Origin of the sequence: Novosphingobium sp. YAF33 (assembly GCF_052113265.1) — a bacterium.
In the GTDB taxonomy this organism is placed as follows: domain Bacteria; phylum Pseudomonadota; class Alphaproteobacteria; order Sphingomonadales; family Sphingomonadaceae; genus Novosphingobium.
Genome location: NZ_JBFRCW010000006.1, coordinates 201870 through 228859 on the forward strand (window position 1 = coordinate 201870; position 26990 = coordinate 228859).

Sequence of the window (26990 nt, forward strand, 5' to 3'; positions counted from 1 at the left end):
ATATGTGTTGACACCGGTTACCTGAATGCCTTCAAGCCCCGCTCGGGAGATCCCGCAGCGGCGGCTTCGGGAGGCTGAGACAAAAAAGACAGACGGAAAGTGCAGGAGTAACCCCATGAGCAACCTCAGCCCGGTGGTCGCCCGCGTGACCGATCGCATCATCGAACGATCGAAGCCCAGCCGCGCCCGCTACCTCGCCCTGGTCGAGCGCGAAGCCGGCCGTCATTCGGACCGGTCGTTCCTTTCGTGCTCGAACCTCGCGCACGGATTTGCCGCCAGCGGCGAAGACAAGCCCGCCATCGCCACGGGCAAGGCGATCAACGTCGGCATCGTCACCGCCTACAACGACATGCTCTCGGCCCATCAGCCTTATGGCCGCTATCCGGAGCAGATGAAGCTCTATGCCCGCGAAGTGGGCGCAACCGCGCAAGTCGCAGGCGGCGTGCCCGCCATGTGCGACGGCGTGACCCAGGGCTTCGACGGCATGGAACTTTCGCTGTTCAGCCGTGACACCATCGCCCTGTCCACCGCCGTCTCGCTCAGCCACGCGATGTACGACGGCATGACCCTGCTGGGCATCTGCGACAAGATCGTGCCGGGCCTGGTCATGGGCGCTTTGCGCTTCGGCCACCTGCCCGCCGTGTTCATCCCTTCGGGCCCCATGCCCAGCGGCATTTCCAACAAGGAAAAGCAGAAGGTCCGCCAGCTCTATGCAGAGGGCAAGGTCGGGCGTGAGGAGCTGCTGGCCAGCGAAAGCGCCTCCTATCACTCGGCCGGTACCTGCACGTTCTACGGCACGGCCAACTCCAACCAGATGATGATGGAGATGATGGGCCTGCACATGCCCGGCGCCGCCTTCGTGCCGCCCGGCACCTCGCTGCGCCAGGCCGTGACCCGCGCCGCCGTCCACCGCGTGACCGAGATGACCCGCAAGGGCGACGACTTCCGGCCGATGGGCCACCTCGTCGATGAGAAGGCGATCGTCAACGCCATCGTCGGCCTGCTGGCCACCGGCGGATCGACCAACCACGCGATCCACCTGCCCGCCATGGCCCGCTGCGCCGGCATCCAGATCGACTGGCAGGACTTCGACGAGCTTTCGGCCGCCGTCCCGCTCATCACCCGCGTCTACCCCAACGGTTCGGGCGACGTGAACCACTTCCACGCCGCCGGCGGCATGGGCTGGGTGGTGCGCGAATTGCTGGATGCGGGGCTCGCGCATGAGGACATCCTCACCGTCTCGAAGGACGGCATGCGCGCCTATGCCACCGAGCCGACCCTCGACGACGGCGAACTCAAGTGGAAGCCCGCCCCCACCGTCAGCGGCGACGATGCCATGCTGAGCACGGTGGCAAAGCCCTTCCTGCCCGACGGCGGCATGCGCCTCGTCTCCGGCAATGTCGGGCGCGCCACGTTCAAGACGAGCGCGGTCGACCAGGAGCGCTGGACCATCGAGGCACCGTGCCGCGTGTTCGAGACGCAGGAAGCCGTCATCAACGCCTTCAAGGCGGGCGAGCTTGACCGCGACGTCGTGGTGGTCGTGCGCCACCAGGGCCCGCGCGCCAACGGCATGCCCGAACTGCACAAGCTGACGCCGCCGCTGGGCGTGCTGCAGGATCGCGGCTTCAAGGTGGCACTGGTGACCGACGGCCGCATGTCGGGCGCTTCGGGCAAGGTTCCTGCCGCGATCCACGTCACCCCGGAAGCCCTGGCGGACGGCCCCATCGCCTATCTCCAGGACGGCGATATCGTGCGCCTCTCGGCCGAGGACGGCACGCTGTCCACCACGGCCGACCTCTCGGGCCGCACCCCCGCGCCCCTGCCCGCTCCTGCCGAGGGCATGGGCCGCGAACTCTTCGCGATGTTCCGCATCAACGCGGGCGGCGCCGAACAGGGCGGCTCCTCGATGCTGGAGGTCGCGGGCCTGTGAGTGCGGCTGAGACAACCGAACTCGTCGCCGTCGATATCGGCGGCACGCACGCCCGCTTCGCGCTGGCCTCGGTAGACGGCCAGGGCCGGATCACGCTGGGCGAACCCGTCACCCTGCACACCAGCGAACACGGCAGCTTCCAGCTGGCATGGCAGGCTTTCCGCGAGCGCAATGGCGGGCATCTGCCCGATGCCATCTCGATCGCGATAGCCGGCCCGGTCGGCGGCGAGGTGATCCGCTTCACCAACAACCCCTGGATCATTCGCCCCGCGATGATCCCCGAGAAGATGGGCGTCGAACACTATACCGTCGTCAATGACTTCGCGGCGGTCGCCTATGCCGTGGCGCTGGCGCCGGAAGACCAGTTCCTGCACCTGGCCGGGCCGGAAGGGCCGCTGCCCGCCACCGGCACGCTCAGCGTGCTCGGCCCGGGCACCGGGCTCGGCGTCGCGCACTTGTGGCGCAACGGGCTCCCGCACGGCCAGGGCGGATTCTACCATGTGCAGGCCACTGAAGGCGGCCATGTCGACTATGCCCCGCTCGACCTGATCGAGGATGCCGTGCTCGCGCGCCTGCGCAAGCGCCACAACCGCGTCTCGGTGGAGCGCGTCGTCTCCGGCCCGGCCATCGTCGATATCTACCAGACGCTCGCCGCCATGGAGAACCGCGCCGTCCACGACCTGACCGACGTGGAGATCTGGACCGCCGGCACCAACTACGAAGACCCGCTGGCCGCCGCCGCCGTGGACCGTTTCTGCCTCTCGCTGGGCAGCGCGGCGGGCGACTATGCGCTGGCGCACGGCGCCGGCGGCGTCGTCATCGCCGGGGGCCTCGGCTACCGTATCCGCGAAACCATTCTGTCCTCGGGCTTTTCGGAGCGCTTCCGCGCCAAGGGGCGCTTCGCCTCTATGATGGCGCAGATCCCCGTCAAGCTCATCACTCACCCGCAGCCCGGCCTCTACGGCGCGGCTGCCGCCTATGTCAGGGAGCACGTCCAATGAGCAGCCCGTCCGAAGCCGTCGAAAAGGTCATGCGTCTGGCCCCGGTGATCCCGGTGCTGGTGATCGAGGATATCGAACACGCCCTGCCGATCGCCGAAGCGCTCGTCGCCGGCGGCCTGCCCGCGCTTGAGGTGACGCTGCGCACCGAATGCGCGATCGAGGCGATCAAGATCATGAAGCAGGTTCCCGGTGCCGTGGTGGGCGCGGGCACCGTGCTGTCGCCCGACGACCTCAAGCGCTCGATCGACGCGGGCGCCGAGTTCATCGTCTCGCCCGGCCTCACGCCGATGCTGGCCGAAGCCGCCTACAAGTCGCAAATTCCGTTCCTGCCCGGCACCGCCAATGCCAGCGACGTGATGTTCGCGCTGGAATGCGGATTCGACCGGCTGAAGTTCTTCCCCGCCATGGCGGCGGGCGGACCTTCGGCGCTGAAGGCGATCGCGGCCCCGCTGTTCAAAGCGAAGTTCTGCCCCACCGGCGGCGTGACGCCCCAGAACGCACCGGAATGGCTCGCCCTCGATGCCGTGCTCTGCGTCGGCGGCAGCTGGATGGTCCCCAAGGGCAAGCCGGACGTCGCCGCGATCGAGACGGCGGCCCGCGCGGCAGCAGGGCTCGCCCAGTGAGCGGGGCGGCTCTGACCACCGTCGAGGACCTCGACAAGCGGCTCCAGGAACTGCACGTCCTCACGGCCCAGACGCCGCTCTACAACCCGGTCTTCCAGCTCGGCCTCGAACTGTCGCGGCGGCTGGAAACCGGCGAGATGAGCCTCGATCATATCGAGGCTCTCGTCGCCGAGATGGAGTGCGAGGGCCTGCGCGCCCGTGCCGCCCGTCTCGACCGGCTGCTCGCCCCCGTCGGCCTTGCCGAGAACGACGCACGGATCGACGCGGCGGCCGAGGAGGACGACTTCACCGCCTTCGCCGTCCGCTGGCAGCGCCCGGCCGCCCATGTGGTCTTCACCGCACACCCCACGTTCCTGCTCTCCACCGCGCAGACCGAGGCCGTGGCCGTTTCGGCCTCGAACGGCGATTTCAGCGACGCCACGGTCTGCGCCGCATCTTCCGATCGCGACCAGATCACGCTCGATTACGAGCATGACAAGGCGATGGAAGCGATCGCGCGCGGCCAGAAGGCCCGCGACCGCATCAACGCCCGCCTCTTCGACATTGCCGCCGCCCGCTGGCCGAAGCGCTGGCGCGGGCTGAACCCGATGCCGGCGCGCTTCGCCTCGTGGGTCGGCTACGACATGGACGGCCGCACCGATATCGGCTGGTCCACCTCGATCCGCTACCGCCTTCAGGAAAAGGCGCTGCGCCTCGCCGGCTATGCGGAAAGCCTCATGCAGGCCGCGCCGGACATCGCGCAGAAGCTGGCCCGCGCCGGCAAGCTGACCGAGGAGATGGTCGCCCGTTTCGCCGCCGATCTTTCCTCACCGGAGGCGCTTTCGGAAGCCGCCAACGCGCTGACCGCGGATCATGCCGACCGGCTGGTCAGCCTGGAAGGGGTCATCACCGCGCTGGAAAACGAAGCGCGCCATGCCGATCAGGAAATTGCGCGCACCCTGCTCGTGACTGCCGCCGCCATGCGGGCGGACGGCCTGGGCATGGGCTGGATCCACTTCCGGGTGAACGCCTCCCAGCTCCAGAACGCGATCCGCCTCCGCATCGACCCGGAAGGCAAGCTTTCGCTCGCCAGCCAGGCCGCGCTGGTCCGCATGCGCGAATTGCTGGCCGAAGTCGTGCCGCTCAAGTCCAACTTCGCCGCGCTCGCCATCGAGAATTCCACCGCCGTGCGCCAGTTCCTGGCCATGGCGCAGATCCTGGCCCATATCGACGCCGATGCACCGATCCGCATGCTCGTGGCCGAGTGCGAGGAACCGACGACGATCCTGGCCGCGCTCTATTTCGCGCGCATGTTCGGGATCGACGACAAGGTGGACGTCTCGCCGCTGTTCGAGACCGAAAGCGCGCTGGAACATGGCGGCCGCTTCGTCGATGCCGTGCTGGCAGAGCCTGCCTACCGCGACTATGCGCGCAAGCGCGGCCGCGTCTCGATCCAGACCGGCTTCTCGGACGCGGGCCGTTTCGTCGGCCAGGTGCCCGCCGCACTCGCCATCGAGCGTCTTCAGGGCCGCTTGTCCGAAGCGATGGTCGCCAACGGGCTGACCGACGTTTCGGCGCTGATCTTCAACACCCACGGCGAATCGATGGGCCGCGGCGCTCATCCTTCCAGCATCAAGGACCGCTTCCAGTGGCCGATGTCGCCCTGGGCGCGCCGGCGCTTCCTGCGCGCCGGCATCCGGCTGGAACCGGAAGTCTCGTTCCAGGGCGGGGACGGCTACCTCTGGTTCGGCTCGGACGAACTGGCCCTCGCCACGCTCACGCGCATGGCCGAAATGCCGCTCTGGGGCGCCGATGCCGATGCGCCCACCGATCTGTTCTACCGCCGCACCGATCTCAGCCTCGATTTCTACCGGGCGATCCGCGGCGTCCAGCACGAGCATCTCGAAAGCGCGACCTATAGCCGCGCGATCACCGCTTTCGGGCTGGGCCTGCTCAACGATACCGGCAGCCGCAAGTCGCGCCGCCAGTCGGACCTCGCTTCCGACCGTTCGATGAGCCTGCGGCAGATCCGCGCGATCCCGCACAACGCCATCCTCCAGCAGCTCGGCTACCCGGTGAACGTGATCGCCGGGATCGGCACCGCCTCCGACGGCAACCGCGAGGAAATTGCCGTGCTCCTGCGCGAAAGCGAGCGCGGCCAGCAACTCATGCGGCTGGCGCGCAGTGCCAATGCGCTGGCCTCGATCAAGACCGTGGCGGCTTATGGCGAGCTGTTCAATTCCGCCTACTGGGCCAGCCGCCCCTATCGCGGCGACGAGCAGTATATCGCCGAGGCCTGCCTGAAGCTGGCCGAATACCTGACCAAGGACGATCGCACCGGCGTGTTTCGCCGCCTCGCCTCGCGCCTGCGCGTCGACGCGATGAAGCTGCACTTCCTGCTCGACCTGCTGCCGGACGAAGCCCCGCTGCCGGACCGCGAGCACACCCGCCGCAGCCTGGGCGTGCTCCAGTCCCTGCGCATCGCCTTGTTCAAGCACATGTTCCTGCGCGCGGTGATGGTGCCGCCCTTCAGCCGCGCCAACGACATCAGCCGCGACGACGTGCTGGAGATGTTCTTCACCTTGCGCGTCGAGGATGGCCTGGCCCAGCTGCGCCGCGCCTTCCCCACCAGCTTCCCCTCGATCGACGACTTCAAGGTGGATTGCCCCAGCGACTACCCGGACTCGAGCGCGACCGGCTATACCCGCATCCACAGCGATTACATCGACCCGATCGCCCGCTCCTATGCCCTGTCCCTGCGGATCACCACGGCGCTGGCGAACGAGTTCGGCGCGCACGGCTGATCCGGCCCAGGGTTCCGCCGGGCGGGGCGGGAGAGCGGCGATGCTCTCTCGCCCCGCCCGGCATATCCATGAAAGTCCTAGTTGAATTTCCGGTTTTTCGGGCGCCTACTCGCACCCGGTTGGTCGCACATCACGTCTGCTCCGGGGGCCGGGGATGATGCATGCGCAACTTGCTTCTCGGTTCCTTGGTCCTGACCGTTTTCCTCGCCGCGCCCGCCCGGGCCCATGGCTTCGGCGAATGGCCCGATCTCGCCCCTGACGCCGAGGCAGACGCCAGCCTGGCGCAGTGGGATCTGGCCGATCTGGCCGAGGCTCGGGAACGCCCGCGCAGCCCGTTCGACACGCCGCTGTCCGGCACGGAAACCGGCCAGATTTCGCTGGAGGACCCGGGTGATGCGCCGCTCGTCCGGCCCAGCGGCGAACCCGGCGCCGGTCCGGGGGATCGCCTGCCGCCCATGCTCCCTGCCGAACTGCAGCCGCGCCGCTGGTCGGACCATGTGCCGCGCGCTTACGCCGCCAATCCCGACTTCTTCAGCCAGCTCGGCACGATCAAGTGGGAGACGCTGATCCTGCTCGGCTATTTCAGCCTCCAGAGCGGCAAGAAGCTGTTCCGCGAGACCACCAGCTTCCACTTCCACAACGAGGGCTGGTTCGGGAAGGACACCACCAACCTCGGCATCGACAAGCTCACTCATGCCTTCGACACATACCTGATCGCCGAAATCCTGCACATGCGGCTCCACGACAAGACCCATGCCTCGCAAGGCGACGCGGTGACGGCGGCGATCCTCGCCTCGACTTTCATGGCGCTCAACGAGATTTCGGACGGGATCGAGACGGACAGCGGCTATTCGATGCAGGACATCACGATGAACCTGGTCGGCGCGGGCTTTTCGGTCCTGCGCAACACGGTGCCCGGCATGCGCGAGAAAGTCGCCTTCAAGATCGAGATCATCCCGGACGACAATATCTACAGCTACCGCGGACAGGCCCATTATGCTCAGCAGCGCTACATGCTCTCTTTCAAGGGGGCGGGTTTCGAAGCACTGGAGCGCACGCCGCTGCGCTTCGTGGACCTGCAAGTGGGCTACTACGGCAGCGATTTCATGATCGACGACCGCCTAGCCGGCAAGGAACCCAAGCGCCACTTGTTCGTGGGCCTGGGCCTCAACCTCGGCGAACTGCTGTTCGGCCGCTCCCGCTCAAGGCTGGGCAAGGCGGGCTACACGGTGCTGGACTACTTCCAGGTGCCCTATACCTCGATCCGCTACGACACGACCGGGCACCTGGGGACCTGAGGCGATCAGGCCATCAGCTTCAGCAGCCCGTCGATCTCGCAAGTGGCGAAGCCCACGGTGCTATCGGAAATGCCGTAGGGCAGGAGCAGCCGCTCGCCCACTTTCAGGGCGCCGCAGGTATAGACCACGTTCGGCACATAGCCCGAGCGGTCGGCATTTTCCGCCGTCAGCACCGGCTCGACCGTGCGGGCAAGGACTTTCGACGGGTCCTTCAGGTCCAGCAAGGCGCAGCCGAGCGCATATTTGCGCATGGCGCCGACACCGTGCGTGAACAGCAGCCAGCCGTGCTCGGTCGGGATCGGGCTGCCGCAATTGCCGATCTGGATGAATTCCCAGGGGTATTTCGGCTCCATCAGCAGCACGCCGTCGTCGTCCCACATGTCGAGCGAATCGGAGCGGAGCAGGAACAGGTTCTTGCCGTCCTGCCGCCCGACCATGGCGAACTGGCCGTCGATCTTCTCGGGAAACAGCGCCATGCCCTTGTTGCGACCGGCACGGCCGCGGATTGGCTCCAGCTCGAACGCCCGGAAATCGCGCGTGCGCAGCAGTTCGGAACGGATCGAACTGCCCGAATAGGCCGTGTAAGTGCCCACCCATTCGAAGTCGCCGCCGCCATGGTCGAACCGCACGAGGCGCAAGTCTTCCAGCCCGCCGCGCTGCTGTTCGGTGATCGGGAAGATCACGGTGTTGGACAGGCTCGATTCGGGATGGCGGTGGACCGAGACGGCGCCGTCGGCATCGACTTCGCCTTCCTCGTCCAGTTCCACGGACGTCGCGAAGGAGGCCTGCGGCCAGAGGCAGAACGTGCCGTCGGCCTCGGCTATGCCTTCGCGGAAGGCGATGGAGCTGATGTGCCCTTCGCCCACGGCCCGCAGCGACATGATGAAGCGCACCGCGCCGTCCTGCATTCCAGACTGGTCGGGCGCAGGCACGATGGAAGGGTTCATCAGGGCCGCTGCCGCGAAGGTATATTCGTGGCAGAAATAGGCCCCGATCAGCCGCTGGCGCGTCTCGGAAAACTGGGTGGGATCAAGATCCAGATTCGACGCAACTTCCAGGAAGCGGTCGGCGAATATGTTCTCGGTCTGCCAGTGCCGCTCCTTGAAGTCGCGCAGCACGCGCTCGTACTCGGAGGCCACCTGCTCTTCGCTCAGGCCGGCGATATCCTCCACGAGTTTGTTCGCACGGCCGCCGGGCGCGTTCTTGCCCTGCCAGCCCAAGTGGAACGGGCGCAGCACGACTCGCGCCGGATCGGCGTAAAGGCGAGTCTCAAAAACATGGAGCGGTTCAGACCAGACGTTCTCGGGCCGATTCAAGCAATCCTCCTCCACGTCCGAGCGGTGCCGACACGGCAAGCTCGGCCAGAGCATAGTGCGAAAGTTGGAAGGCGAGAATGGATTCCGCACCGCAATTGGCGTTGACTCCCCTCGGTGTGACCCCATCCCGGCAACGGCCCGTCGCAATGTCCGCCAGAATGACGCCGCGATCATTGCCGCCGAAGAACCAGCGCCATGCCGTCAGCGCATGTTCCACCCAGAAGGCACCATGCGTGGCGGTCCAGGCGGAGCAGGCTGCCTCGATGGCGGCCTGGGCTTCCAGTGGCTGCTGGTCGAACGGCAGGTAGCCATGCGGCTTGCCGAAGCTTTCCGAGCCGATCGGGCGGAACTGGCCGCGCGCGGAGACCTGCTGGCGGCAAATCCATTCCAGCGTTTCCAGGCCGGCCCCGATCCAGGCTTCCCGGTCCAGCGCGCGGCCCGCTTCGATCAGGGCCTGCGGCAGCCGGGGGTTGTCATAGCCGAGCACGGCTTCGAACCAGGCCCAGTCGGGACGGCGCCCATGGCCGAGCAGGCGCATGAGAAAATCGCCCCCGTCCCGCGCGCACTCCAGCGCCGCCGCATTGCGGGGATCGCGCCGCAGCACCGCGCAGGCGCCGAGCATGGCGAAGGCGCGGGCGCGGGGCGCCTCGATCGTGGCCAGCCGGGGGAGCACGTCCTCGAACAGCTGGAGCGCCCATTCCGAAAGGCTCTGATCCGGCGCCCGTTCGTATGTGTGCCCCAGTGACCAGATGGCGCGACCGTTGGAATCTTCCGAACCCTCGTCCTCGCACCAGCCCCGGTCGAAGCGCATGAAGTTGCGGAAGCGCGCAAGGTCAGGGTTCCATGCCGACTGCACGAAGGCCGCGTAGGCAAGGCTCCACTTCATCCGCTCGGCCACCGGCAGGCCGCGCGCGACGTTCATCAGCATGAGCGCGCGGGCATTGTCGTCCAGGCAATACCCGTGGCGGCGGTCCGGCACCACGCCCACCGAGTGCTGGAGCATGCCGGTGGCGTCGCTCATCGCCAGCACGGCGGCGAGGCCCGGCGTCGCGGTAATCGGCGGCATCGCCGGCTCAGGCGCGCGGGCCCGGTCTACCAGGCGCAGGCTGGCGTCGGCGAAGCGCGGCCAGATCATCTCGCGGCCCCGCGCCCAGGCGCGGCGCTGCATGGCGGTGAGGTCTGCCGGACGATCGAGCAGGGCGTTGACCGCTTCGGCGATCGCCTCGCTGGAGCCCGGCTCGATCAGGCGGCCGATCCCCTCGCCCAGCAGTTCGCGGGCATGGACATAAGGCGTGGACACCACCGCCTTGCCCACCGCCACGGCATAGCTGAGCGTGCCGGACGTCGATTGCTGCATCCCCAGATAGGGCGTCAGGTAGATGTCGCAGGCTTCGAGCTGGTCGAGCAGTTCGTCGGTTTCGAGGAAGCGGTTTTCCCAGGCGATGTGCGAGAGCACGCCCAGCCGATCGGCCAGGGCCTGCAATTCCTCGCGATAGGCCTCGCCCTCGTAAGCGACGAGATTGGGATGCGTGGCGCCGACGATGCGGTAGATCACCTCGGGATGGCGCGCGACGATGGCCGGCAGCGCCCGGATCGCGTGTTCCAGGCCCTTGCCGCGGCTGAGCAGGCCGAACGTCATGAGCACCTTGCGGCCGTCGAGACCCAGCTGCTCCTTGAATTCGTCCTGGCGGCCGAAGGGACGGTCCGGCGCGCCGTGCTCGATCACTTCGAGGATGCGCGGCGGGGCGTCGTATTCGCTCTCCAGCAGGTTTCGCGAATGATGCGACATGACCATGATGCGCGAGGCGCGCGCGATCAGGTGGCGCAGGATCTTGCGCTGGCGCTCGGACGGATCGGACAGCACGGTGTGCAGCGTGAGCACCAGCGGCGCGGCCAGACGGTCCACGAAGTCCAGCACCATCTCGCCATCCTCGCCGCCGAAGATGCCGTATTCATGCTGGACCCAGACCGCATCGACGCCGGCTTCGTTGATCTGGCGTGCGGCGCGCGCGTAGTCCTCGGGATCGTTGCAAGCGATCGTCCCAGTGACGTCCCGGTAGTCCAGCCGGTGGTCGGGATCGTCCAGCGCGTGCACGTCGAGTGTGATCTCGGGATGGAATTCCCGCAGCTTCTCGAAGATGTCGGTGGTGAAAGTGGCGATGCCGCACTTGCGCGGTGCAAAGTTGCCGACAAGCGCGATGTGCAGGGGCCGCGGTGCCGGCCGATCCGCTTCGGGCCTGTTCGCTTCGAGAGGCCCCGCCTCGGCGTCGCCGCTGGAGGGGATCACGTCGAAGATCGAACGGACTTTGTCCGAACCCGATTTCCGGCCGGGTTCTTCGTCACGAGGCATCAGGTTCATGCGCACCCCGCAGAAGGTGGAGGAGAATGCTCAATGAAAGCCCAAGAGTGCCATGAGTTTCCCGCTGCACTGCAAAAAAACTGACATGTCGCGGCAAAGCGCCCGCCGCGAAGGCCGTGCAGAGGCCGGAAACGCGTTAAGTTCACATTTGTGCAGTTGCGAATCGGGAGCTGGCGGCACGACGGAGGCGCAAGCAGGTCGCGATTTAGTATAGACAAAAAAGCATGGGCCCACCCCTGCCCGGCATGGACTTGGCTCCGGGGCTTTCCTATGTCCGTCGAACGCGCAAACTGAGAAACGACGGGAACACCATGCCCTCCGCCTCCACCCCTTTCGCGAATCGGGACCAGACGCTCTACCGGCTGCTGTCAGCCGCCGTGGGCGACGATGCCGCGACTTCGGCCCTGACCGTTCTGACCATAGACCCCGCCCTTGCCGGCTCGGGAGATACCGTGTCCCGCGCGCAAGTCGCGATGGCGCTCAACGCTGCGCTGTTCGCGGACCTGCTGGTCCGCGTGCCCACCGCGGCGCGTTACGTCCAGACCGTGCGCGAGGCGGGCGAGACGATCGTCTTCGACCACGGCGCCCTGCGCACCATCGACGGAGAGACCGGCGACCTGCCTGCCGGCCACGAGGCTTTCGGCCGCTTTCTGATCCCGCTCGGCTATGAAGTGGGCGGCCTCTATCCGCTGCCCAAGCTGAAGATGACCGGCCGCGCCTATGTCCAGCGCGACCTGCCCGAGACGATCCCGCAGTTCTTCGTCTCCGAACTCCATGTCGAGCAGCTGGCCGAAGCGGCCCGGGCGGCCTGCGCCAGTGTCTTCGGCACTTCCGTCGATCCACTCGGCGAAGCGGAATGGGCGGCGCTGGACGCGCTTTCCGCCAAGGGCGCCTGCCCCTTCGAGCAGGGCGTCACCGCGCTCAAGGGCGCGCTCGCCTGTTTCGAGCGGCAGCATCAGCCCCCGGCGCTGGCGGATTACGAAGTGCTCCTGCCGGAAACCCGCGAAGGCGCCTGGATCGCCACCGAGGGCAATGCCTTCAACCATGCCACGACCCGGACGGCCAATGTCATGATCCTGGCCGAGGAACTGAAGGAAGACGGCTATCCGATGAAGCCGTCGGTGGAGATCTCGCAGAACGGCCGCGTCCGCCAGACGGCGATCCTGGCCGACAAGGTCGTGCGCCCCTTCCGCGAGGCCGACGGCAGCGAAGTGCCGCTGCCGGTGCCGGGCTCCTTCTACGAATTCATCACCCGCGACATCGATCCCGAGACCGGCAAGCTCGATCTCACGTTCGATTCTGGCAATGCCACCGGCATCTTCGCCGTCACGAGGAACGCATGAACCAGCTGAGGTCCTACGATCCCGCCAGCGGCGCCCTCGTCTGGGAAGGCCCGATCGCGGACGCCGCGGCCGTGGACGCCGCGCTGGAACGCGCCCATGCGGCCTTCCCCGGCTGGGCGGCGCTGCCCGTGGCGGCCCGGGTCGAGGCGGTGCAGCGCTACAAGGCCGTGCTGGAAGCCCGCACGGACGCCGTGGCCGAGGTCATCGCGCGTGAGACCGGCAAGCCGCTCTGGGAGACGCGCGCCGAACTCGCCTCGATGATCGGCAAGATCGGCATCTCCATTGCCGGACAAGCCGAGCGCGCGGGCGAGAAACGCAGCGACATGCCGTTCGGACAGGCCGTTCTGCGCCACCGTCCACACGGCGTCATGGCCGTGCTCGGGCCTTTCAACTTCCCCGGCCACTTGCCCAACGGCCACATCGTCCCGGCCCTGCTGGCGGGCAACACGGTGGTGTTCAAGCCCTCCGAGATGACCCCCGCGACCGGGCAGGCCATGGCCGATGCCTGGTTCGAAGCGGGCCTGCCCGAAGGCGTGTTCCAGATCGTTCACGGCGCCCGCGCCACCGGCGAGGCGCTGGTGGCAGGCCATATCGACGGCTTGCTGTTCACCGGCTCGGCCGGCGCCGGCGCGCATTTCCGGCGGATCTTCGCGGATCGGCCGGACGTGATCCTCGCGCTCGAACTTGGCGGCAACAACCCGCTGGTGGTATGGGACGGCGATCTCGACGAGGCCGCCTCGGTCGTCGTCCAGTCCAGCTTCATTACCACCGGCCAGCGCTGTTCCTGCGCGCGCCGCCTGATCGTGCCGGACGACGATTTCGGCGCGGCCCTGGTCGATGCCGTCGCCGCGCTGGCGGACCGGATCACCGTGGGCGCCTGGAACGAGACCCCCGAACCGTGGATCGGCCCGCTGATCTCCGAGCGCGCGGCCGAAGCCGCTGCGGAGCGTTACGACGAACTGGTCGCGCGCGGCGCCCGGGTCGTGCGGCCTTTCGGCGGGATCGAGGGCCGCAGCGGCGCCTTCGTGACGCCGGGCATTCTCGACGTGACCGGCGTGGACGTGCCTGACGAGGAAGTGTTCGCCCCCATCGTCCAGGTCACGCGGGTCCCGGACTTCGATGCCGCGATCGCCGCTGCCAACGCCACGCGCTTCGGTCTTTCCGCCGGCCTCGTCAGCGCCGACGACGGCTTGTGGGACCGCTTCGTGCTGGAGAGCCGCGCGGGCGTGGTCAATCGCAACCGCCCGACCACCGGCGCGGCCGGATCGATGCCCTTCGGCGGCCTTGGCGACAGCGGAAACCACCGCCCCAGCGCCTATTATGCCGCCGATTACTGCGCCTATCCGGTGGCCAGCTTCGAGGCGGCCGACGCGCAGGGCAACAGCGCCGCCCTGAACGGCAAGCTTCACGGCAAACTGGGCGGATGAGCGCTCTCACCGCCGAGGAACGGGACCTCCTGGCCCCGATCGAGCGGGCGCCGATCCTCGCCCACACGCTCGAATGGGCGGCGATCAACAGCGGCACCGCCCATGTCGAGGGGCTGGCCGCGATGGCCGGGCAGCTCGCCCAGGCTTTCGCGGCGCTGCCGGGGGAAGTGCGGCTGGTCGATCCCGCCCCGGTGGAGAAAGTCGACAGCCAGGGCCAGACCCGCGCCGTGGCTCACGGCCGCCACCTCGTGCTCTCGGTACGGCCGGAGGCGGCCCGCCGGGTCATCCTGACCGGGCACATGGACACCGTCTACCCGCGCGAGCACCCCTTCCAGACCTGCGACTGGCTGGACGGGAACAGGCTGCACGGCCCCGGCACGGCCGACATGAAGGGCGGCCTCGCGCTGATGCTGGCCGGGCTTGCCGCTTACGAGCGCTCCGGCCCGACCCTTGGTTACGACGTCCTCATCAACAGCGACGAGGAGACCGGCTCGCTGTCCTCGGCCGCTCTGATCGCCGATCTGGCGCGCGGCAAACTGGCAGCATTGACTTACGAACCGGCGCTTCCCGGCGGGCAGATGGCCCGCGCGCGGCCGGGATCCGGGAACTATGCCGTGGTGATCCACGGCCGCTCCGCGCACGCGGGCCGCAATCCCGAAGAGGGCCGCAATGCCGTGGTGGCAGCGGGCGATCTCGCCCTGCGCCTCGCCGCGATGCGCCGTCCCGGACTCTCGGTGAATCCGGCCAGGATCGAAGGCGGCGCGCCCAACAACACCGTGCCGGACCTGGCGATCCTTCACTTCAACATGCGCCCCGCCACCCCCGAGCTGGCGGCAGAGGCGCAGGCGCTGGTCAAGGCCGCCGTGGCCGAAGTCTCCGCCGCGCATGACGTGCACATGCACGTCCACGGCCACGTCTCGCGCCCGCCCAAGGCGATCTCGGCCGAGACCGAGGCGCTCTACGGCACCGTCAGCAAGGCCGCCGCCGATCTTGGCCAGCCGATGAACTGGAAGGACACCGGCGGCGTCTGCGATGGCAACAACATCGCCGCCTGCGGCGTTCCGGTGCTCGACACCATGGGCGCGCTGGGCGGGTCGATCCATTCGCCGGACGAATTCCTGCTGGCCGACTCCCTCGATGCCCGCGCCCGCCTCACCGCTCTCGTCCTTCACCGGATCGACCGCCACGGAGTTTTGCCCGCATGACGTTTCTCCTGCGCACCGCACAGGAAAAGGACCTCGACGCGCTCTATCGCATGGCGAAGGGCACGGGCGGCGGCTTCACCAACCTGCCGCCGGACAAGCCCACGCTGGGCGCCAAGCTGAAGCGCACGGCCAAGAGCTTCGCGCGCGAAAGCGAGGACATCGCCAACGATCTCTTCGTGTTCATCCTGGAAGATACCGCCACGGGCAAAGTCCGCGGCACCTGCCAGGCCTTCTCGCAAGTGGGCACGGAGTTTCCCTTCTATTCCTATCGGATCGGCCGGATCACGCAGCACTCGCAGGAACTGGGCCGCACCTTCCGCGCCGAGATGCTGACGCTCTGCACCGATCTCGACGGCGCCAGCGAAGTGGGCGGGCTCTATCTGGACGCCACCGAACGCTCGGCCGGCGTGGGCAAGCTGCTGGCCCGCAGCCGCTACCTCTTCATCAAGACGCACCGCGCGCGCTTTGGCGATACCACCCTGGCCGAACTGCGCGGTGCCATCGACGATGCCGGCAACTCGCCGTTCTGGGACGGTCTCGCAGGCCGCTTCTTCGACATGAGCTTCCGCGATGCCGACGAATTCAACGCCAAGCACGGCAACCAGTTCATTGCCGACCTGATGCCCAAGCACCCGATCTACTGCGCCCTGCTCTCAGAGGCGGCGCGGCAGGTGATGGGCCAGCCGCACTACTCCGGCCGCCCGGCGATGCGGATGCTGGAGAACGAGAACTTCGCCTTCCAGAACTACGTCGACATCTTCGACGGCGGCCCGACCATGCTCGCCCGGACCGACCAGATCCGCACCGTGCAGGACGCCCGCAGCGCCGCCGTCACCGCGATCGCCCAGGCCGACGACACCGAGGCCAGCCACCTCGTCGCCACCGGCCACCTCGCCACCTTCCGCGCCTGTCTCGGCAAAGTGGACGTCTCGGAAGGCGGCGTGACCCTGGACACCGCCGCCGCCGCGCTGCTGGGCGTGAAGCCGGGCGACACGGTGACATACGCCAGCGCGTGAGGGCGCCCGATGGAAAGCTTATGACTTGAGCCTAATAATCCATCGGCAAGATGCGATCTCGCCGCCGCTTGCGATATCGTACAAACCCGATGGCGATGGTGATGCCAGCGAACAGCACGGGCATCGACCAAAGCAGTGCGAACATGGCCAACTCGTAGGCATTTCCTGATCCGAGAAGCATGGGGCTATGCCACAACTGCGTGAACAGACAGCCTCGGCCACCGCAGCTAAATCCGTAAGCACGGGGCCAGTCGATTTCTTCGGACAGCCATATATCGAGGATGACCCACGGCGATATGAGGACAAGGCAGCCGGCCAGTATCGCCGTGCCACGCCAAAAACCGAAACCTCGGTACAACTCGATCATTTGCATTTCCAGATATCTGTCCTTCGGGAAGTCCCGAGATGTCCTTCGCTTGCCCAGCACGCCATGCCATAACTTGCCGTATCCGCAAGCCGACATTCCTGTTTTGCAATGGTCCCGCCACGGGGAGGGGTCATATTGGACTCATGACCTCCCTTCCCGATACGCTTCGCTCCCCCGTGCTGCCCGACCCGATCCGCGCGGCGATCTTCGACATGGACGGGACGCTGCTCGATACCGAAGCCGCCCACGGCCGCGCTTTCGCGCAGACCGGCAAGGCGATGGGCTATCCGCTCGCAGCGGAACTGCAGAATTCGATGGTCGGCATCCACCGCGACGGTTCGCGCCGCCTGGTGGCCGACCACATGGGCCCGGACTTCCCGCTGGATCGCTTCTTCGAGGAGAGCGACCGGGCCTTCGCGGCCATGCTCGATGCCGGAATACCGCTGCGGCCCGGCGCCGAGGTGATCCTGGAGCACTTCGCCAAGGCCGGCATTCCCATGGCCATCGCCACGTCCTCGGAAGCGCCTTATGCGCAGCAACGCCTCGAAAAGGCGGGCCTGCTGCGCTATTTCGATCTCGTGGTCACCCGCAACGACGTGACCGAGGCCAAGCCCCACCCCGAACCCTACCTGCTGGCCGCCAGCCGCCTCGGTGTCGATCCGGCGCACTGCGTCGCCATCGAGGACAGCCCCGCGGGCATCCGCTCGGCGACTTCGGCCGGGATTGCCACGGTGATGGTGCCCGACCTGCTGCCCGCCACCGAGGAACAGACGCTGCTCTGCGCGCAAGTGCTGCCCAGCCTCCACGCCTTGCGCGACCTGCTGCTGGCGCCTGCCGAAAGCTGAGCGAATTGGGCGGTGCATAGCTTGCCCCGCCCGCTGGACCGCCCCGCCACGATCTCGCTACGGGCGGGCGGATGAGCATTATCGCCACCATCATGAATTCGACCACCGGCCAACCCATCCAGAAGATGACGTTCGGCCGCATGCCCAAGCCCTGGGCGAGCTTCAACCTCGCCACCGGCGAACTCGTCACCGCCGACCGCGTCCACGTGGGCAAGCCCGCGCCGGGCAAGTTCGCCGCGCCCGTAGAGGTCTGGGTCACGCCGAAGGCCTGAGGACGCCCGTCAGGTAGTCTTTTCCCATCGGGACGCAGGGAAAGCGCCGGATTCTCTGCGTCTCCGCCGACGGGAGCCTTACGCGCTCAGTTCCGGTCCGGCTGACGGTCGGGATGCGCGGCGATGAAGGCCGGATGCTCCCGGCAGGCCGCATCTATCCGCGTCAGGTGCGGATAGGCCGACAGATCGCAGGAAAACCGCCGCGCATTGTAGAGCTGCGGCACCAGGACGCATTCGAACAGCCCCGGCGCATCGAACAGGAAATCTCCTGCCCCGCGTGACGCCTCCAGACGCTGCGCCAGCCGCGTCTCGACGCTTTCGAACGTGCGGGCGATCCAGTGGCGATACCAGGCGTCCACTTCGTCCTGCGCATGGCCGAGGTCGTTTTTCAGGTATTTGAGCACCGGCAGGTTGAGCGGCGCATGAAGCTCGGTGGCGATCGCCAACGACAGTTCGCGCGACGCGAAGCGGTCCTCGATATCGCGGGGGAGCAACGGACGGTCGGGAAAGCTCTCGTCGAGCCATTCCAGTATCGCCATCGACTGCGCATAGATGCGCCCATCGATCTCCAGCGCCGGAACACCGCCGTAGGGGTTGAGGCGGCGGTACTCCCGGGAGCGCTGCTCCCCGTCGAGCAGGTTGACCGCAACCTGCTCGTATTCAAGCCCCTTGAGACCCAGCGCGATGCGCAGGCGGTAGCTGGTGGAGCTGCGCCAGTAGCCGTGGAGCCTCACGTCTCCGCCGCGATCTTCTCGTGCAGCCAGGCCGCGTGACGCGGGGCCTTCTTGGTGCGCGCCCATTCCTCCAGCATGTCGTCGGCCACGGCCTTGAGCTGGGCCATCTGGCCGGAGCTGCCGAACTGCCAGGCGAGTTCGAGGCGGTGGCCGTTGGGATCGAACAGGTAGATCGACTTGAAGACGCCGTGATGGACCGGGCCGACCACCGAAATGCCCTGCGCCTCGGCCCGCTGCTTGGCCGAAAGGAGGTCCTGCTCGCCCTCCACCTTGAAGGCGATGTGCTGGACCCAGGCGGGGGTCGCCTCGTCGCGACCCATCTCGGGTGAATTCGGAAGCTCGAAGAAGGCCAGCACATTGCCGCCGCCGCAGTCGAGGAAGACGTGCATGTAGGGATCGGGGGCGCCGGTCGAGGGCACTTTGTCCTCGGCGATGGCCAGCATGAAATCCATGCCCATCACCTCGCGGTAGAACGCGACGGTCTCCTTCGCGTCGTGGCAACGGTAGGCGACATGGTGGATCCCACCAAGTTTCGGCGCCAAAGTCGCGTCGGGCATCGGGACTGGCATCGGGCTCTCGTCAGTCATCTTCGGTCTCCCGGGAATTGCGGGCGAGCCTGCGTGGGCCCGCCCGTCTCTCCCAATTTCGTGTGCGCCGCGCCGCTTATCCGGCGGGCTCTTCCACCTTCAACACGCCGCGGCGGATCTGGTCGCGCTCCATGCTTTCGAACAGTGCCTTGAAATTGCCGTTTCCGAAACCGTCGTCGCCCTTGCGCTGGATGAATTCGAAGAACACCGGCCCGACGCGGGCCTCGGCAAAGATCTGGAGCAGCAGGCGCGGCTGGCCGCCCGCGCCGACTTCATCGGTGGTGCCGTCGAGCAGGATGCCGCGCATCTTGAGCTGGTCCGCAGGCTCGCCATGGCCGGGAAGCCGCTCTTCGAGCATCTCGTAGTAGGTTTCCGGCGGCGCGGTCATGAACGGCACGCCCAGCGCCTTGAGCTTGTCCCAGGCGCCGACGAGATCGTCGCAGATCAGCGCGATGTGCTGGATGCCCTCGCCGTTGAAGGCGCGCAGGAACTCGTCGATCTGGCCCTTCCCGCCCTCGGCCTCTTCATTGAGCGGGATGCGGATCTTGCCGTCCGGCGCGGTGAGCGCCTTGGAGGTGAGGCCGGTATATTCGCCCTTGATGTCGAAATAGCGGATCTCGCGGAAGTTGAAGAGCTTCTCGTAATAATCCGCCCAATAGGCCATGCGGCCGCCGTAGACGTTGTGGGTCAGGTGGTCGATCACGTCGAAGCCGGCGCCGACCGGGTGGCGATCGACGCCGGGCAGATAGTCGAAGTCGATGTCGTAGATCGACAGGGCGCCGTCGCTTTCGCCGTTTTCATCGGCGCGCTCGTAGCGGTCGATCAGGTAGATGATCGAGTTGCCGATGCCGCGGATGCCCGGCAAGTGCAGTTCCATCGGTCCGGTCTCGACCGAAACCGGCTCGGCCGAACGGGCCAGCAGTTCGGCATAGGCGGCGCGGGCGTCACGAACGCGGAACCCCATGCCGCAGGCCGAAGGGCCATGCTCGCGGCTGAAGAACCAGGCCGGGCTGTGCGGCTCGTAATTGGTGATGAAATTGATGCCGCCCTGGCGCCAGAGTTCCACGTCCTTCGAGCGGTGACGGGCGATCTTCGTGAAGCCCATCGCCTCGAACACCGGCTCCAGCACGCCCTTTTCCGGCGCCGAGAACTCGACGAACTCGAAGCCGTCCAGTCCGATGGGATTTGGCTCGATGGAGGTTTCGAGAAGGTCGGTCATGGAAGCGTTTCTCCGAAAGGAATTTCGCCGGAAAGCGTCTCTCCGGCAGGAATGGGCGGCGCCGCGCGCCAGGTTTCGTAGACAGGGCCGAAATCCAGCCCGACCAGATCCTCGATCAGCTGCGGCAGGCTCTCCAGGACGAAGTAGGTCTTCTGGAAAGCATCGATCATGTAACCGGTGCGCATGACGCGCACGGCATCGAAGGGCAGCCGCAGGACCGCGCGATCCTCTATGGAAAAGCGGGTTTCGCTGGCCGAGGAGATGATGCCGGCGCCGAAGACCTTCAACGCGCCGTCCTCGCGGACCAGCCCGAATTCGATGGTGTACCAGTAGATCCGCGCCAGCATCCCCAGCGCATCCATCGCCATGGCCCGCGCCCCGGCCTTGCCGTAAAGCTCCAGGAAATCGGCGATGGTGGGATCGAGCAGCATCGGCACATGGCCGAAGAAATCGTGGAACACGTCCGGCTCGACCAGATAGTCCAGCTCATGCTCCTCGCGCAGCCAGCGGGTTACCGGGAAGCGGCGATGGGCAAGGTGGTCGAAGAACACGGCATCGGGAATGAAGCCCGGCACGCCTACCAGCTCCCAGCCCGTGGCGGGGCCGAGGATCGCGTTGGCATCCTCGAAGCGCGGGATGCCGTCCGCGCAGTCCAGCCGCGCCAGGCCCTCGCGGAAGGCGCGGCAGGCATATGTCTCGACAAGCGCCGACTGCCGCGCATGAAGGCGGCGCCAGCGTTCGTGCATTTCGGGGGTGTAGGCATGCCAGTCCTGCCCGACCGTGTAGTCCGCGGCAGCGCCTTCATACTCTCCCCGAAGCTCGCTCGTCGATGTCTCGGTGGAGGGCTTCTTCATTCCCTAGAGAATACCACAAGTCTCATGGCAGATTCGTGCGATTGCGCGCGCGCTGGTGGCCTGTAAAAGGGGATTCCACCAGTAAGTCGGCTCAAGGCAGGGGATTCATGCAGCTGGATCTATTTGACCGCAAGATCATCGCGTCCTTGCAGGAAGACGCGCGCATGCCGGTGGCGCAAGTGGCCGAACGCACCGCGCTTTCCGCCACGCCGGTCAGCCGCCGCATCAAGCGGCTGGAGGACGACGGGGTGATCCTGGGCTATGCGCCGGTGCTCGACCCGCGCAAGCTCGGCTTCGAACTGGAAGCCTATGTGCTGATAAACCTGAACGCCCATATCGACGAGAACATCACGCGCTTCGAACAGGCGATCCGCGACAATCCCTATGTCATCGCCTGCCACGCCGTGACCGGCGACATGGACTACATCATCCACATCATCGCCCGCGACGTGGAGCACTTGTCGCAGATCACGCTGAAGACGCTCGTGCGCATTCCCGGCGTGCGCGACGTGAAGTCGAGCATCGTGCTGGAGGCGATCAAGGAACCGCGCACCCTGCCGCTGGAGTGAGGGGTGGTTTGGGTGGCGGGGATGGAGGTGCGGCAAGGCACTCGGCCTGCCCCGCTATGCTCGTCATCCTGAACCTGTTTCAGGATGACGAGTGAGATTTCGGCCGACCTGCGCGCTGATGATGGGCCGTGTCCGGCCATCAACTCGCCCCTACGCCCGTCGTCCTCACGCTCCCACACTCCTACGCCCCTGCCCCCCACCTTCGTCATTGCGAGGAGGCGAAGCCGACGAAACAATCCAGAGCGGCTCTGCGCGACTCTGGATTGCTTCGCTCCGCTCGCAATGACGAAAGGAATGGAGACGGTGCAGGAGAAAACCCCTGACCCGTCTCCACTTACCGGCCGAGCAGGTTCCGCGCCTGGCTGGCGATCTGCGCCAGCATGGCGGGGCTCAGCGGCACGGTGTTTTCCGCGCGCTGCACCATCGCGCGGAAGGTCTGGATCGCGGCGATATGCGCGCGGCCCCATTCCTCGGCGGCGGCGGCCGGGTCGGACTTGCCGGCCTTGGTCGCGGCCAGGCGCTTCAGGAAGTCGAGGCGCATCTGCTGGAAGTCGCGGGCAAGACCGGCGACGAGCAGGCGCTCCCACGGGTCCGAAGGGTTCATGATCGAGGCACTGGCCTGCGCCCAGTCCAGCCCCAGTCCCGCGCCGATGCGGGTGAAGGCCCCCACCAGCTGACGCGGATCGATCCCGGCATCGGCCGCCAGCGCGGCGATGCCTACGGCCCCGTCGAGGTCGTAGAGGTTGGCCACCATGCCCGCCTCGTCCTCGGGCGCGCCGAGTTCGAGCAGGCCGCTGCGCAGCTTCTTCGAATGCGCGACGATGCGTTCGCCCAGCAGCTCGTGCGTATCGACCGAGAGCGTGGCCACCGGCTTGCCGATCCGGGCCATGACTTCGGACGGCGCGGCCTGTCCCGCGCCCGCCCGCAGCAGGTCCGCCATGTGCCCGCGCACCACGCCGGCCGTGCGGTCGAACAACGCGATGCGGGCGTCTTCGCTCATCGGCGCCACTTCGAGGCGTTCCCAGAGGGCGTCGAGATCGAAGAGCTGCTCCGCCAGCGCGAAGGCGGCGGCGACTTGCGCAAGGTCCGCGCCCTCCTCCTCGGCCAGTTCGAAGGGATGGACGATGCCCAGGCGATTGACGATGCGGTTGGCCAGCTTGGTGGCGATGATCTCGCCGGCCAGGCGGTGGCCTTCGATGAAGCGGGCGAACCTGGCCTGCATCGGCTGCGGGAAGGCCGCCAGCAGCATCGGCTGGAGCGTTGCATCCGTCGCCAGGGCCGAGTTCTCGATCGCCGCCTGAAGCACCAGCTTGCCACTGGACAGCAGCACCGCCAATTCGGGGCGGGTCAGCCCGCGTCCGTCCTGCGCGCGGCGGCCGAGCGTTTCGTTGTCGGCCAGCCCCTCGGTCTTGCGGTCGAGGTTGCCGCCTTCCTCCAGCGTCTCGATCAAGCGGATATGCGAAGGCATGGCCGTCGCCCCGCCGCGCTCGGCGATGGAAAGCGCCAGGGCCTGGAGGCGGTTGTCCTCCAGCACCAGCTCGGCCACTTCGTCGGTCATCTCGCGCAGCAGTTCGACGCGCTCTTCCTCGGTGAGCTTGTCGGCCCGCTTGGCGGCGGCGAGCGCGATCTTGATGTTGACCTCGTTGTCCGAGCAGTCGACGCCTGCCGAGTTATCGATGAAGTCGGTGTTGATGCGCCCGCCCCTGGAGGCGAATTCGATGCGCGCGGCCTGGGTGACGCCCAGGTTGGCGCCTTCACCGATCACGCGCACGCGCAGTTCGTTGGCGCTGACACGCAAGGCATCGTTGGCCGGATCGCCCACAGTGGCGTTGTTCTCGCCGGAGGACTTCACGTAAGTGCCGATTCCGCCGAACCACAGCAGGTCGACCGGCGCCCAGAGGATCGCCGAGATCAGCGATTCGGGGTCCAGCTCGTTCGCCTCGATGCTCAGGGCGGCGCGGACTTCGTCTGTCAGCGCGATCGACTTGGACTTGCGCGAGAACACGCCGCCGCCCTTGGAGATTAGCGCCTTGTCATAGTCTTCCCAGCTCGAATGCGGCAGGTCGAACATGCGCCGACGCTCGGCCCAGCTTTTCGCGGCATCGGGGTCCGGGTCGAGGAAGATGTGGCGGTGGTCGAAAGCGGCCACGACCTTGAGCGAGCGGGAGAGCAACATGCCGTTGCCGAACACGTCGCCCGACATGTCGCCGCAGCCGATCACGCGGACCGGGTCGTTCTGCACGTCCACGCCCATTTCCAGGAAGTGGCGCTGCACCGAAAGCCAGGCGCCGCGCGCGGTGATGCCCATGGCCTTGTGGTCGTAGCCGTTGGAGCCGCCGCTGGCGAACGCGTCGTCCAGCCAGAAGTCGCGCGATTCGGCGATGCCGTTGGCGACGTCGGAGAACTTGGCCGTTCCCTTGTCCGCCGCGACCACGAAGTAGGGGTCCTCGCCGTCGAGGATCACCACGCCCTTGGGGTGCACGACCTTGTCCGCGACGATATTGTCCGTGATCGAGAGCAAGGTGCCGATGAAGATCTCGTAGCTCGCCTGCCCCTCGGCCGCCCATCCGGCGCGGTCGAGCGCCGGATCGGGAAGCTGCTTGGGATAGAAGCCGCCCTTGGCGCCGGTCGGCACGATCACCGCGTTCTTCACGCGCTGCGCCTTCATCAGGCCCAGGATTTCGGTGCGATAGTCGTCGCGGCGGTCGGACCAGCGCAGTCCGCCGCGCGCGACAGGGCCTGCGCGCAAGTGGATGCCTTCCACGCGGCGCGAATAGACGAAGATCTCGCGCCAGGGCAGCGGCTTGGGAAGGCCGGGGACCAGCGCGGAATCGAACTTGAAGGCCAGCGCAGTCTCACCGGCGGGCGCGAAGGCATTGGTGCGCAGCATGGCGGCCACGACATCGCGGAAGGCCCGCAGGACGCGGTCGTCGTTGATGGCGTTGACCTCGGCCAGGCCGGCGCGGATGGCTTCCTGCGCCTGGGCCTTGGCCTGGGCGCGGTCGCCCTTGAAGGCGGGATCGTGAATGCCGCGGAACAAGTCGATGATGCCCAGCGTCACGGCCGGAGCGCCGAGCAGCGCATCGACCACGGTGCCGATACCGAAGTGCATGCCCGCCTGGCGCAAGTAGCGATACCAGGCGCGCAGCCAGTCGGCCTCGCGCTTGGAGAGGCCGAGGCCGGGGACCAGGCGGTTGAAGGGATCGTTCTCGGCCTGGTTGTTGAGCACGCCGGCCAGGGCGTCCTCGATCATCGGCGCCAGCTTGAGCACCTCGCGCGCATCGCTGCCGGTCGGCAGGGCGAGCGTGAAATCGTGGATCGTGCCGATCCGGCCGCGGTCGAGCGGGGTCGGCATTTCCGCCAGCACCCGGAAGCCGAAGTTCTCCAGCGCGGGCACCGCGTCGGAGAGGGGCAGGCTGCCCTCGGCCTGGTAGATCTTGAGGCGAAGCTGCGGCGCTTCGCCCGAATCGTGCTGGTAGAGGCGCACCCCGCGGCTGCCGCGCGCTTCGGTACCGGCATCGCCGACCACCAGTCCGCGCATGTGGCCGATGTCGATGGCGGCCTCGCCCGGACCGTAGTCGCTGCGATAGGCCATCGGGAAGCCTTCGGCATAGCGGGTGGCGATGGCGGCGGCGCGGCCGGGTTCGAGCGACTGGGCCAGCGCGGCTTCCACCGCCTCGCCCCAGCCGCGCAGCATGACCTGCAGACGGTGGTCGAGCGCTTCCTCGTCAAGCGCCTGGGTGCCCTCGCGAATGTCGAGCGTATAGCGCAGCATGGCCAGGTTGCCCGCCTCGACACTGAGCGCCCAGTCCAAGGTGGGGGCTTGTGCGGCTTCCTCGATCATCGCCTGGATGCGCTTGCGCATCTGGGTGGAGAGCGTGTCGCGGGCGATCCACACGAATGCGAAAAGGTGGCGCGACAGCGGCGAGGCAGTGACCACCAGGCGCGGGCGCGGACGGTCGACCAGCGCGGTCATCGTCGTGGCCAGGCGCTCGACGTCGGCTTCGCCGAAGCCCAGCACCAGGTCGTGCGGCAGGCTGGTCATGGCATGGGCCAGGGCCTTGCCGGTGTGGCCGCCCGGGTCGAAGCCCAGCTTGCTGCCAAGCCCGGCCAGGAGGCGGCGCAGACGGGGAACCCGGTCCGGCGCAACGGCCAGCGCGGCGCTCGTCCACATGCCCGCATGGACCGAAAGCGCGGCGATCCTGCCGCCCTCGATGACCGGCACCAGGAACAGGTCCAGCGGTACGCGGCGATGGACGGTGGAAATGACATTGGCCTTGATGACCATCGGCGCACGCACCTCGCCCGCGGCAAGCTGGGCATCGAACGTCTCGAAGGCGCGGTCGTAGCTGGCGTCGGACAGGAGGTCGCGGGCCTCGCGCTTGCACACGCCGAGCTGGTCGGCATGGCTGCCGTCGCGGCGGCGGGTGACATGGCCCAGCTGGGTGAGCATGCCGCCGGCGAACCAGCGCAGAAGCTCGGCGCCTTCGGCATCGTCGACGCGGTCGGCATCGGCGTCCATCGCCTCGACCATCTTCGGCCAGTCGGCCACGGCGATCCGCACGTCGGCCAGCGTGGTTTCCAGCGCGGCCTGGATGTCGCGGCGCTGGCGCGCATCGGCACGGGCGGTCTCGATGTAGATCATCGATTCGCGGCGCGCGCCTTCGCCGGCCTCTTCCGGGAGGGCGACGAGGTCGCCCTTGGCATCGCGCTCCACGCGAACGACCGGGTGAGCCAGACGGTCGATCACGAGGCCCGCCTCGGCAATGACCGCGGCGACCGAGTCGACCAGGAAGGGCATGTCGTCGTTGACGATGGCGATGCGCAGATAGCGGCGCTCGTCGTTCTCCGAAGCGATCTCGATCACCGGCGTCTCGGGCGCGCGGTGCGCGGCCAGTTCGAGCAGGACGTGCGCGGCTTCCTCGACCCAGGCGCCTTCATCGGGCGCGTCGCCGGGCAGCAGCGAATCGCGGATGCGCGCCACGATGGCAGGCTGCAGCGCGGAGGCCTTGCGACTCGGCTTGGTTCGGGTCTTGGGGGCGGCGGTCAGATCGTCTGCGCTCATTGCATTCTCCCGCATATCAACGGCAGGCGAGGCGTCGCAGTGCGCCTGCTGCCAGACGACGAATATAGGGCCGGTCCAGCGATCCGGCATCCTTCCGCTTTTCCGCCACGGGCGAAAGATGACGGCAGGGCCTTTTCAACCACACACATGACGATGCGGCGACCCGAAGCGACCGGC

General features: G+C 67.3%; 20 protein-coding genes. 12 read left to right on the top strand and 8 right to left on the bottom strand.

Annotated elements, in window-relative coordinates:
• The first annotated feature begins 115 nt into the window (after positions 1–115).
• The 5 genes from edd (at position 116) to AB4Z00_RS13755 (ending at position 7635) form a co-directional block, all read left to right on the top strand.
• Complete coding sequence (edd, locus tag AB4Z00_RS13735) at positions 116–1930, top strand: phosphogluconate dehydratase (RefSeq protein ID WP_134095269.1); 1815 nt, start codon at positions 116–118, stop codon at positions 1928–1930.
• Positions 1927–2931 carry a glucokinase gene (locus AB4Z00_RS13740; protein ID WP_132265217.1) on the top strand — a complete coding sequence of 335 codons (1005 nt, stop codon included), beginning with the start codon at positions 1927–1929 and terminating at the stop codon, positions 2929–2931. Before edd ends, AB4Z00_RS13740 begins: the two co-directional genes overlap by 4 nt.
• Complete coding sequence (gene eda, locus AB4Z00_RS13745) at positions 2928–3554, top strand: bifunctional 4-hydroxy-2-oxoglutarate aldolase/2-dehydro-3-deoxy-phosphogluconate aldolase (protein ID WP_132265215.1); 627 nt, start codon at positions 2928–2930, stop codon at positions 3552–3554. The genes AB4Z00_RS13740 and eda overlap by 4 nt, the downstream gene beginning before the upstream one ends.
• Entirely contained in the window at positions 3551–6337 is a 2787-nt protein-coding gene (locus AB4Z00_RS13750) for a phosphoenolpyruvate carboxylase (protein WP_442046322.1), read from the top strand. Before eda ends, AB4Z00_RS13750 begins: the two co-directional genes overlap by 4 nt.
• Positions 6338–6498: 161 nt before the next feature.
• On the top strand, positions 6499–7635 hold the full coding sequence (locus AB4Z00_RS13755; protein ID WP_442046323.1) for a DUF2279 domain-containing protein: 1137 nt from the start codon (positions 6499–6501) through the stop codon (positions 7633–7635).
• A gap of 5 nt (positions 7636–7640) precedes the next feature.
• Here the strand turns inward: AB4Z00_RS13755 and AB4Z00_RS13760 are convergent, their stop codons facing one another.
• The gene (locus AB4Z00_RS13760; RefSeq protein WP_132265208.1) at positions 7641–8951 is read right to left on the bottom strand and encodes a glycoside hydrolase family 130 protein; all 1311 of its coding nucleotides are present in this window, start codon (positions 8949–8951) and stop codon (positions 7641–7643) included.
• Positions 8923–11310, bottom strand: coding sequence for a glycosyltransferase family 4 protein (locus tag AB4Z00_RS13765; protein WP_243841139.1), 2388 nt, complete (start codon positions 11308–11310; stop codon positions 8923–8925). Before AB4Z00_RS13765 ends, AB4Z00_RS13760 begins: the two co-directional genes overlap by 29 nt.
• Positions 11311–11621: 311 nt before the next feature.
• Between AB4Z00_RS13765 and AB4Z00_RS13770 the strand changes: the two genes are divergently transcribed.
• The 4 genes from AB4Z00_RS13770 to AB4Z00_RS13785 are packed head-to-tail and all read left to right on the top strand — an operon-like array spanning position 11622 to position 16301.
• Positions 11622–12653 carry a 2-oxoadipate dioxygenase/decarboxylase family protein gene (locus AB4Z00_RS13770; RefSeq protein ID WP_442046324.1) on the top strand — a complete coding sequence of 344 codons (1032 nt, stop codon included), beginning with the start codon at positions 11622–11624 and terminating at the stop codon, positions 12651–12653.
• Complete coding sequence (gene astD, locus AB4Z00_RS13775) at positions 12650–14080, top strand: succinylglutamate-semialdehyde dehydrogenase (protein ID WP_442046325.1); 1431 nt, start codon at positions 12650–12652, stop codon at positions 14078–14080. The genes AB4Z00_RS13770 and astD overlap by 4 nt, the downstream gene beginning before the upstream one ends.
• Positions 14077–15285 (top strand): hydrolase, encoded by a 1209-nt coding sequence (locus tag AB4Z00_RS13780; protein ID WP_442046326.1) that lies wholly within the window; start codon positions 14077–14079, stop codon positions 15283–15285. Before astD ends, AB4Z00_RS13780 begins: the two co-directional genes overlap by 4 nt.
• On the top strand, positions 15282–16301 hold the full coding sequence (locus AB4Z00_RS13785) for an arginine N-succinyltransferase (protein ID WP_442046327.1): 1020 nt from the start codon (positions 15282–15284) through the stop codon (positions 16299–16301). Before AB4Z00_RS13780 ends, AB4Z00_RS13785 begins: the two co-directional genes overlap by 4 nt.
• Positions 16302–16332: 31 nt before the next feature.
• On the opposite strand, the gene AB4Z00_RS13790 is transcribed toward AB4Z00_RS13785, so the two are convergent.
• Complete coding sequence (locus AB4Z00_RS13790; protein WP_442046328.1) at positions 16333–16668, bottom strand: hypothetical protein; 336 nt, start codon at positions 16666–16668, stop codon at positions 16333–16335.
• Between the two features lie 143 nt (positions 16669–16811).
• On the opposite strand from AB4Z00_RS13790, the gene AB4Z00_RS13795 reads away from it, so the two are divergent.
• Together AB4Z00_RS13795 and AB4Z00_RS13800 are read left to right on the top strand one after the other, a co-directional pair.
• On the top strand, positions 16812–17513 hold the full coding sequence (locus AB4Z00_RS13795; RefSeq protein ID WP_442046329.1) for an HAD family hydrolase: 702 nt from the start codon (positions 16812–16814) through the stop codon (positions 17511–17513).
• Positions 17514–17584: 71 nt separating this feature from the next.
• Positions 17585–17785 carry a hypothetical protein gene (locus AB4Z00_RS13800; protein WP_132265197.1) on the top strand — a complete coding sequence of 67 codons (201 nt, stop codon included), beginning with the start codon at positions 17585–17587 and terminating at the stop codon, positions 17783–17785.
• Positions 17786–17871: 86 nt separating this feature from the next.
• Here the strand turns inward: AB4Z00_RS13800 and maiA are convergent, their stop codons facing one another.
• From maiA to phhA, 4 genes are all read right to left on the bottom strand, one after another.
• Entirely contained in the window at positions 17872–18519 is a 648-nt protein-coding gene (gene maiA, locus AB4Z00_RS13805) for a maleylacetoacetate isomerase (RefSeq protein WP_442046330.1), read from the bottom strand.
• Positions 18516–19106, bottom strand: a complete 591-nt coding sequence (locus AB4Z00_RS13810) for a VOC family protein (protein WP_442046331.1) — start codon at positions 19104–19106, stop codon at positions 18516–18518. The genes maiA and AB4Z00_RS13810 overlap by 4 nt, the downstream gene beginning before the upstream one ends.
• A gap of 76 nt (positions 19107–19182) precedes the next feature.
• Positions 19183–20325, bottom strand: a complete 1143-nt coding sequence (gene hppD, locus AB4Z00_RS13815; RefSeq protein WP_431568338.1) for a 4-hydroxyphenylpyruvate dioxygenase — start codon at positions 20323–20325, stop codon at positions 19183–19185.
• The gene (gene phhA / locus AB4Z00_RS13820) at positions 20322–21179 is read right to left on the bottom strand and encodes a phenylalanine 4-monooxygenase (RefSeq protein ID WP_442046332.1); all 858 of its coding nucleotides are present in this window, start codon (positions 21177–21179) and stop codon (positions 20322–20324) included. Before phhA ends, hppD begins: the two co-directional genes overlap by 4 nt.
• A 107-nt stretch (positions 21180–21286) precedes the next feature.
• Between phhA and AB4Z00_RS13825 the strand changes: the two genes are divergently transcribed.
• Positions 21287–21748: an Lrp/AsnC family transcriptional regulator gene (locus tag AB4Z00_RS13825; protein WP_132265189.1), complete on the top strand. Its 462-nt coding sequence runs from the start codon at positions 21287–21289 to the stop codon at positions 21746–21748.
• Between the two features lie 334 nt (positions 21749–22082).
• On the opposite strand, the gene AB4Z00_RS13830 is transcribed toward AB4Z00_RS13825, so the two are convergent.
• A complete protein-coding gene (locus AB4Z00_RS13830; RefSeq protein WP_442046333.1) occupies positions 22083–26813 on the bottom strand; it encodes an NAD-glutamate dehydrogenase domain-containing protein in 4731 nt (1576 codons plus the stop codon).
• Positions 26814–26990 lie beyond the last annotated feature (177 nt).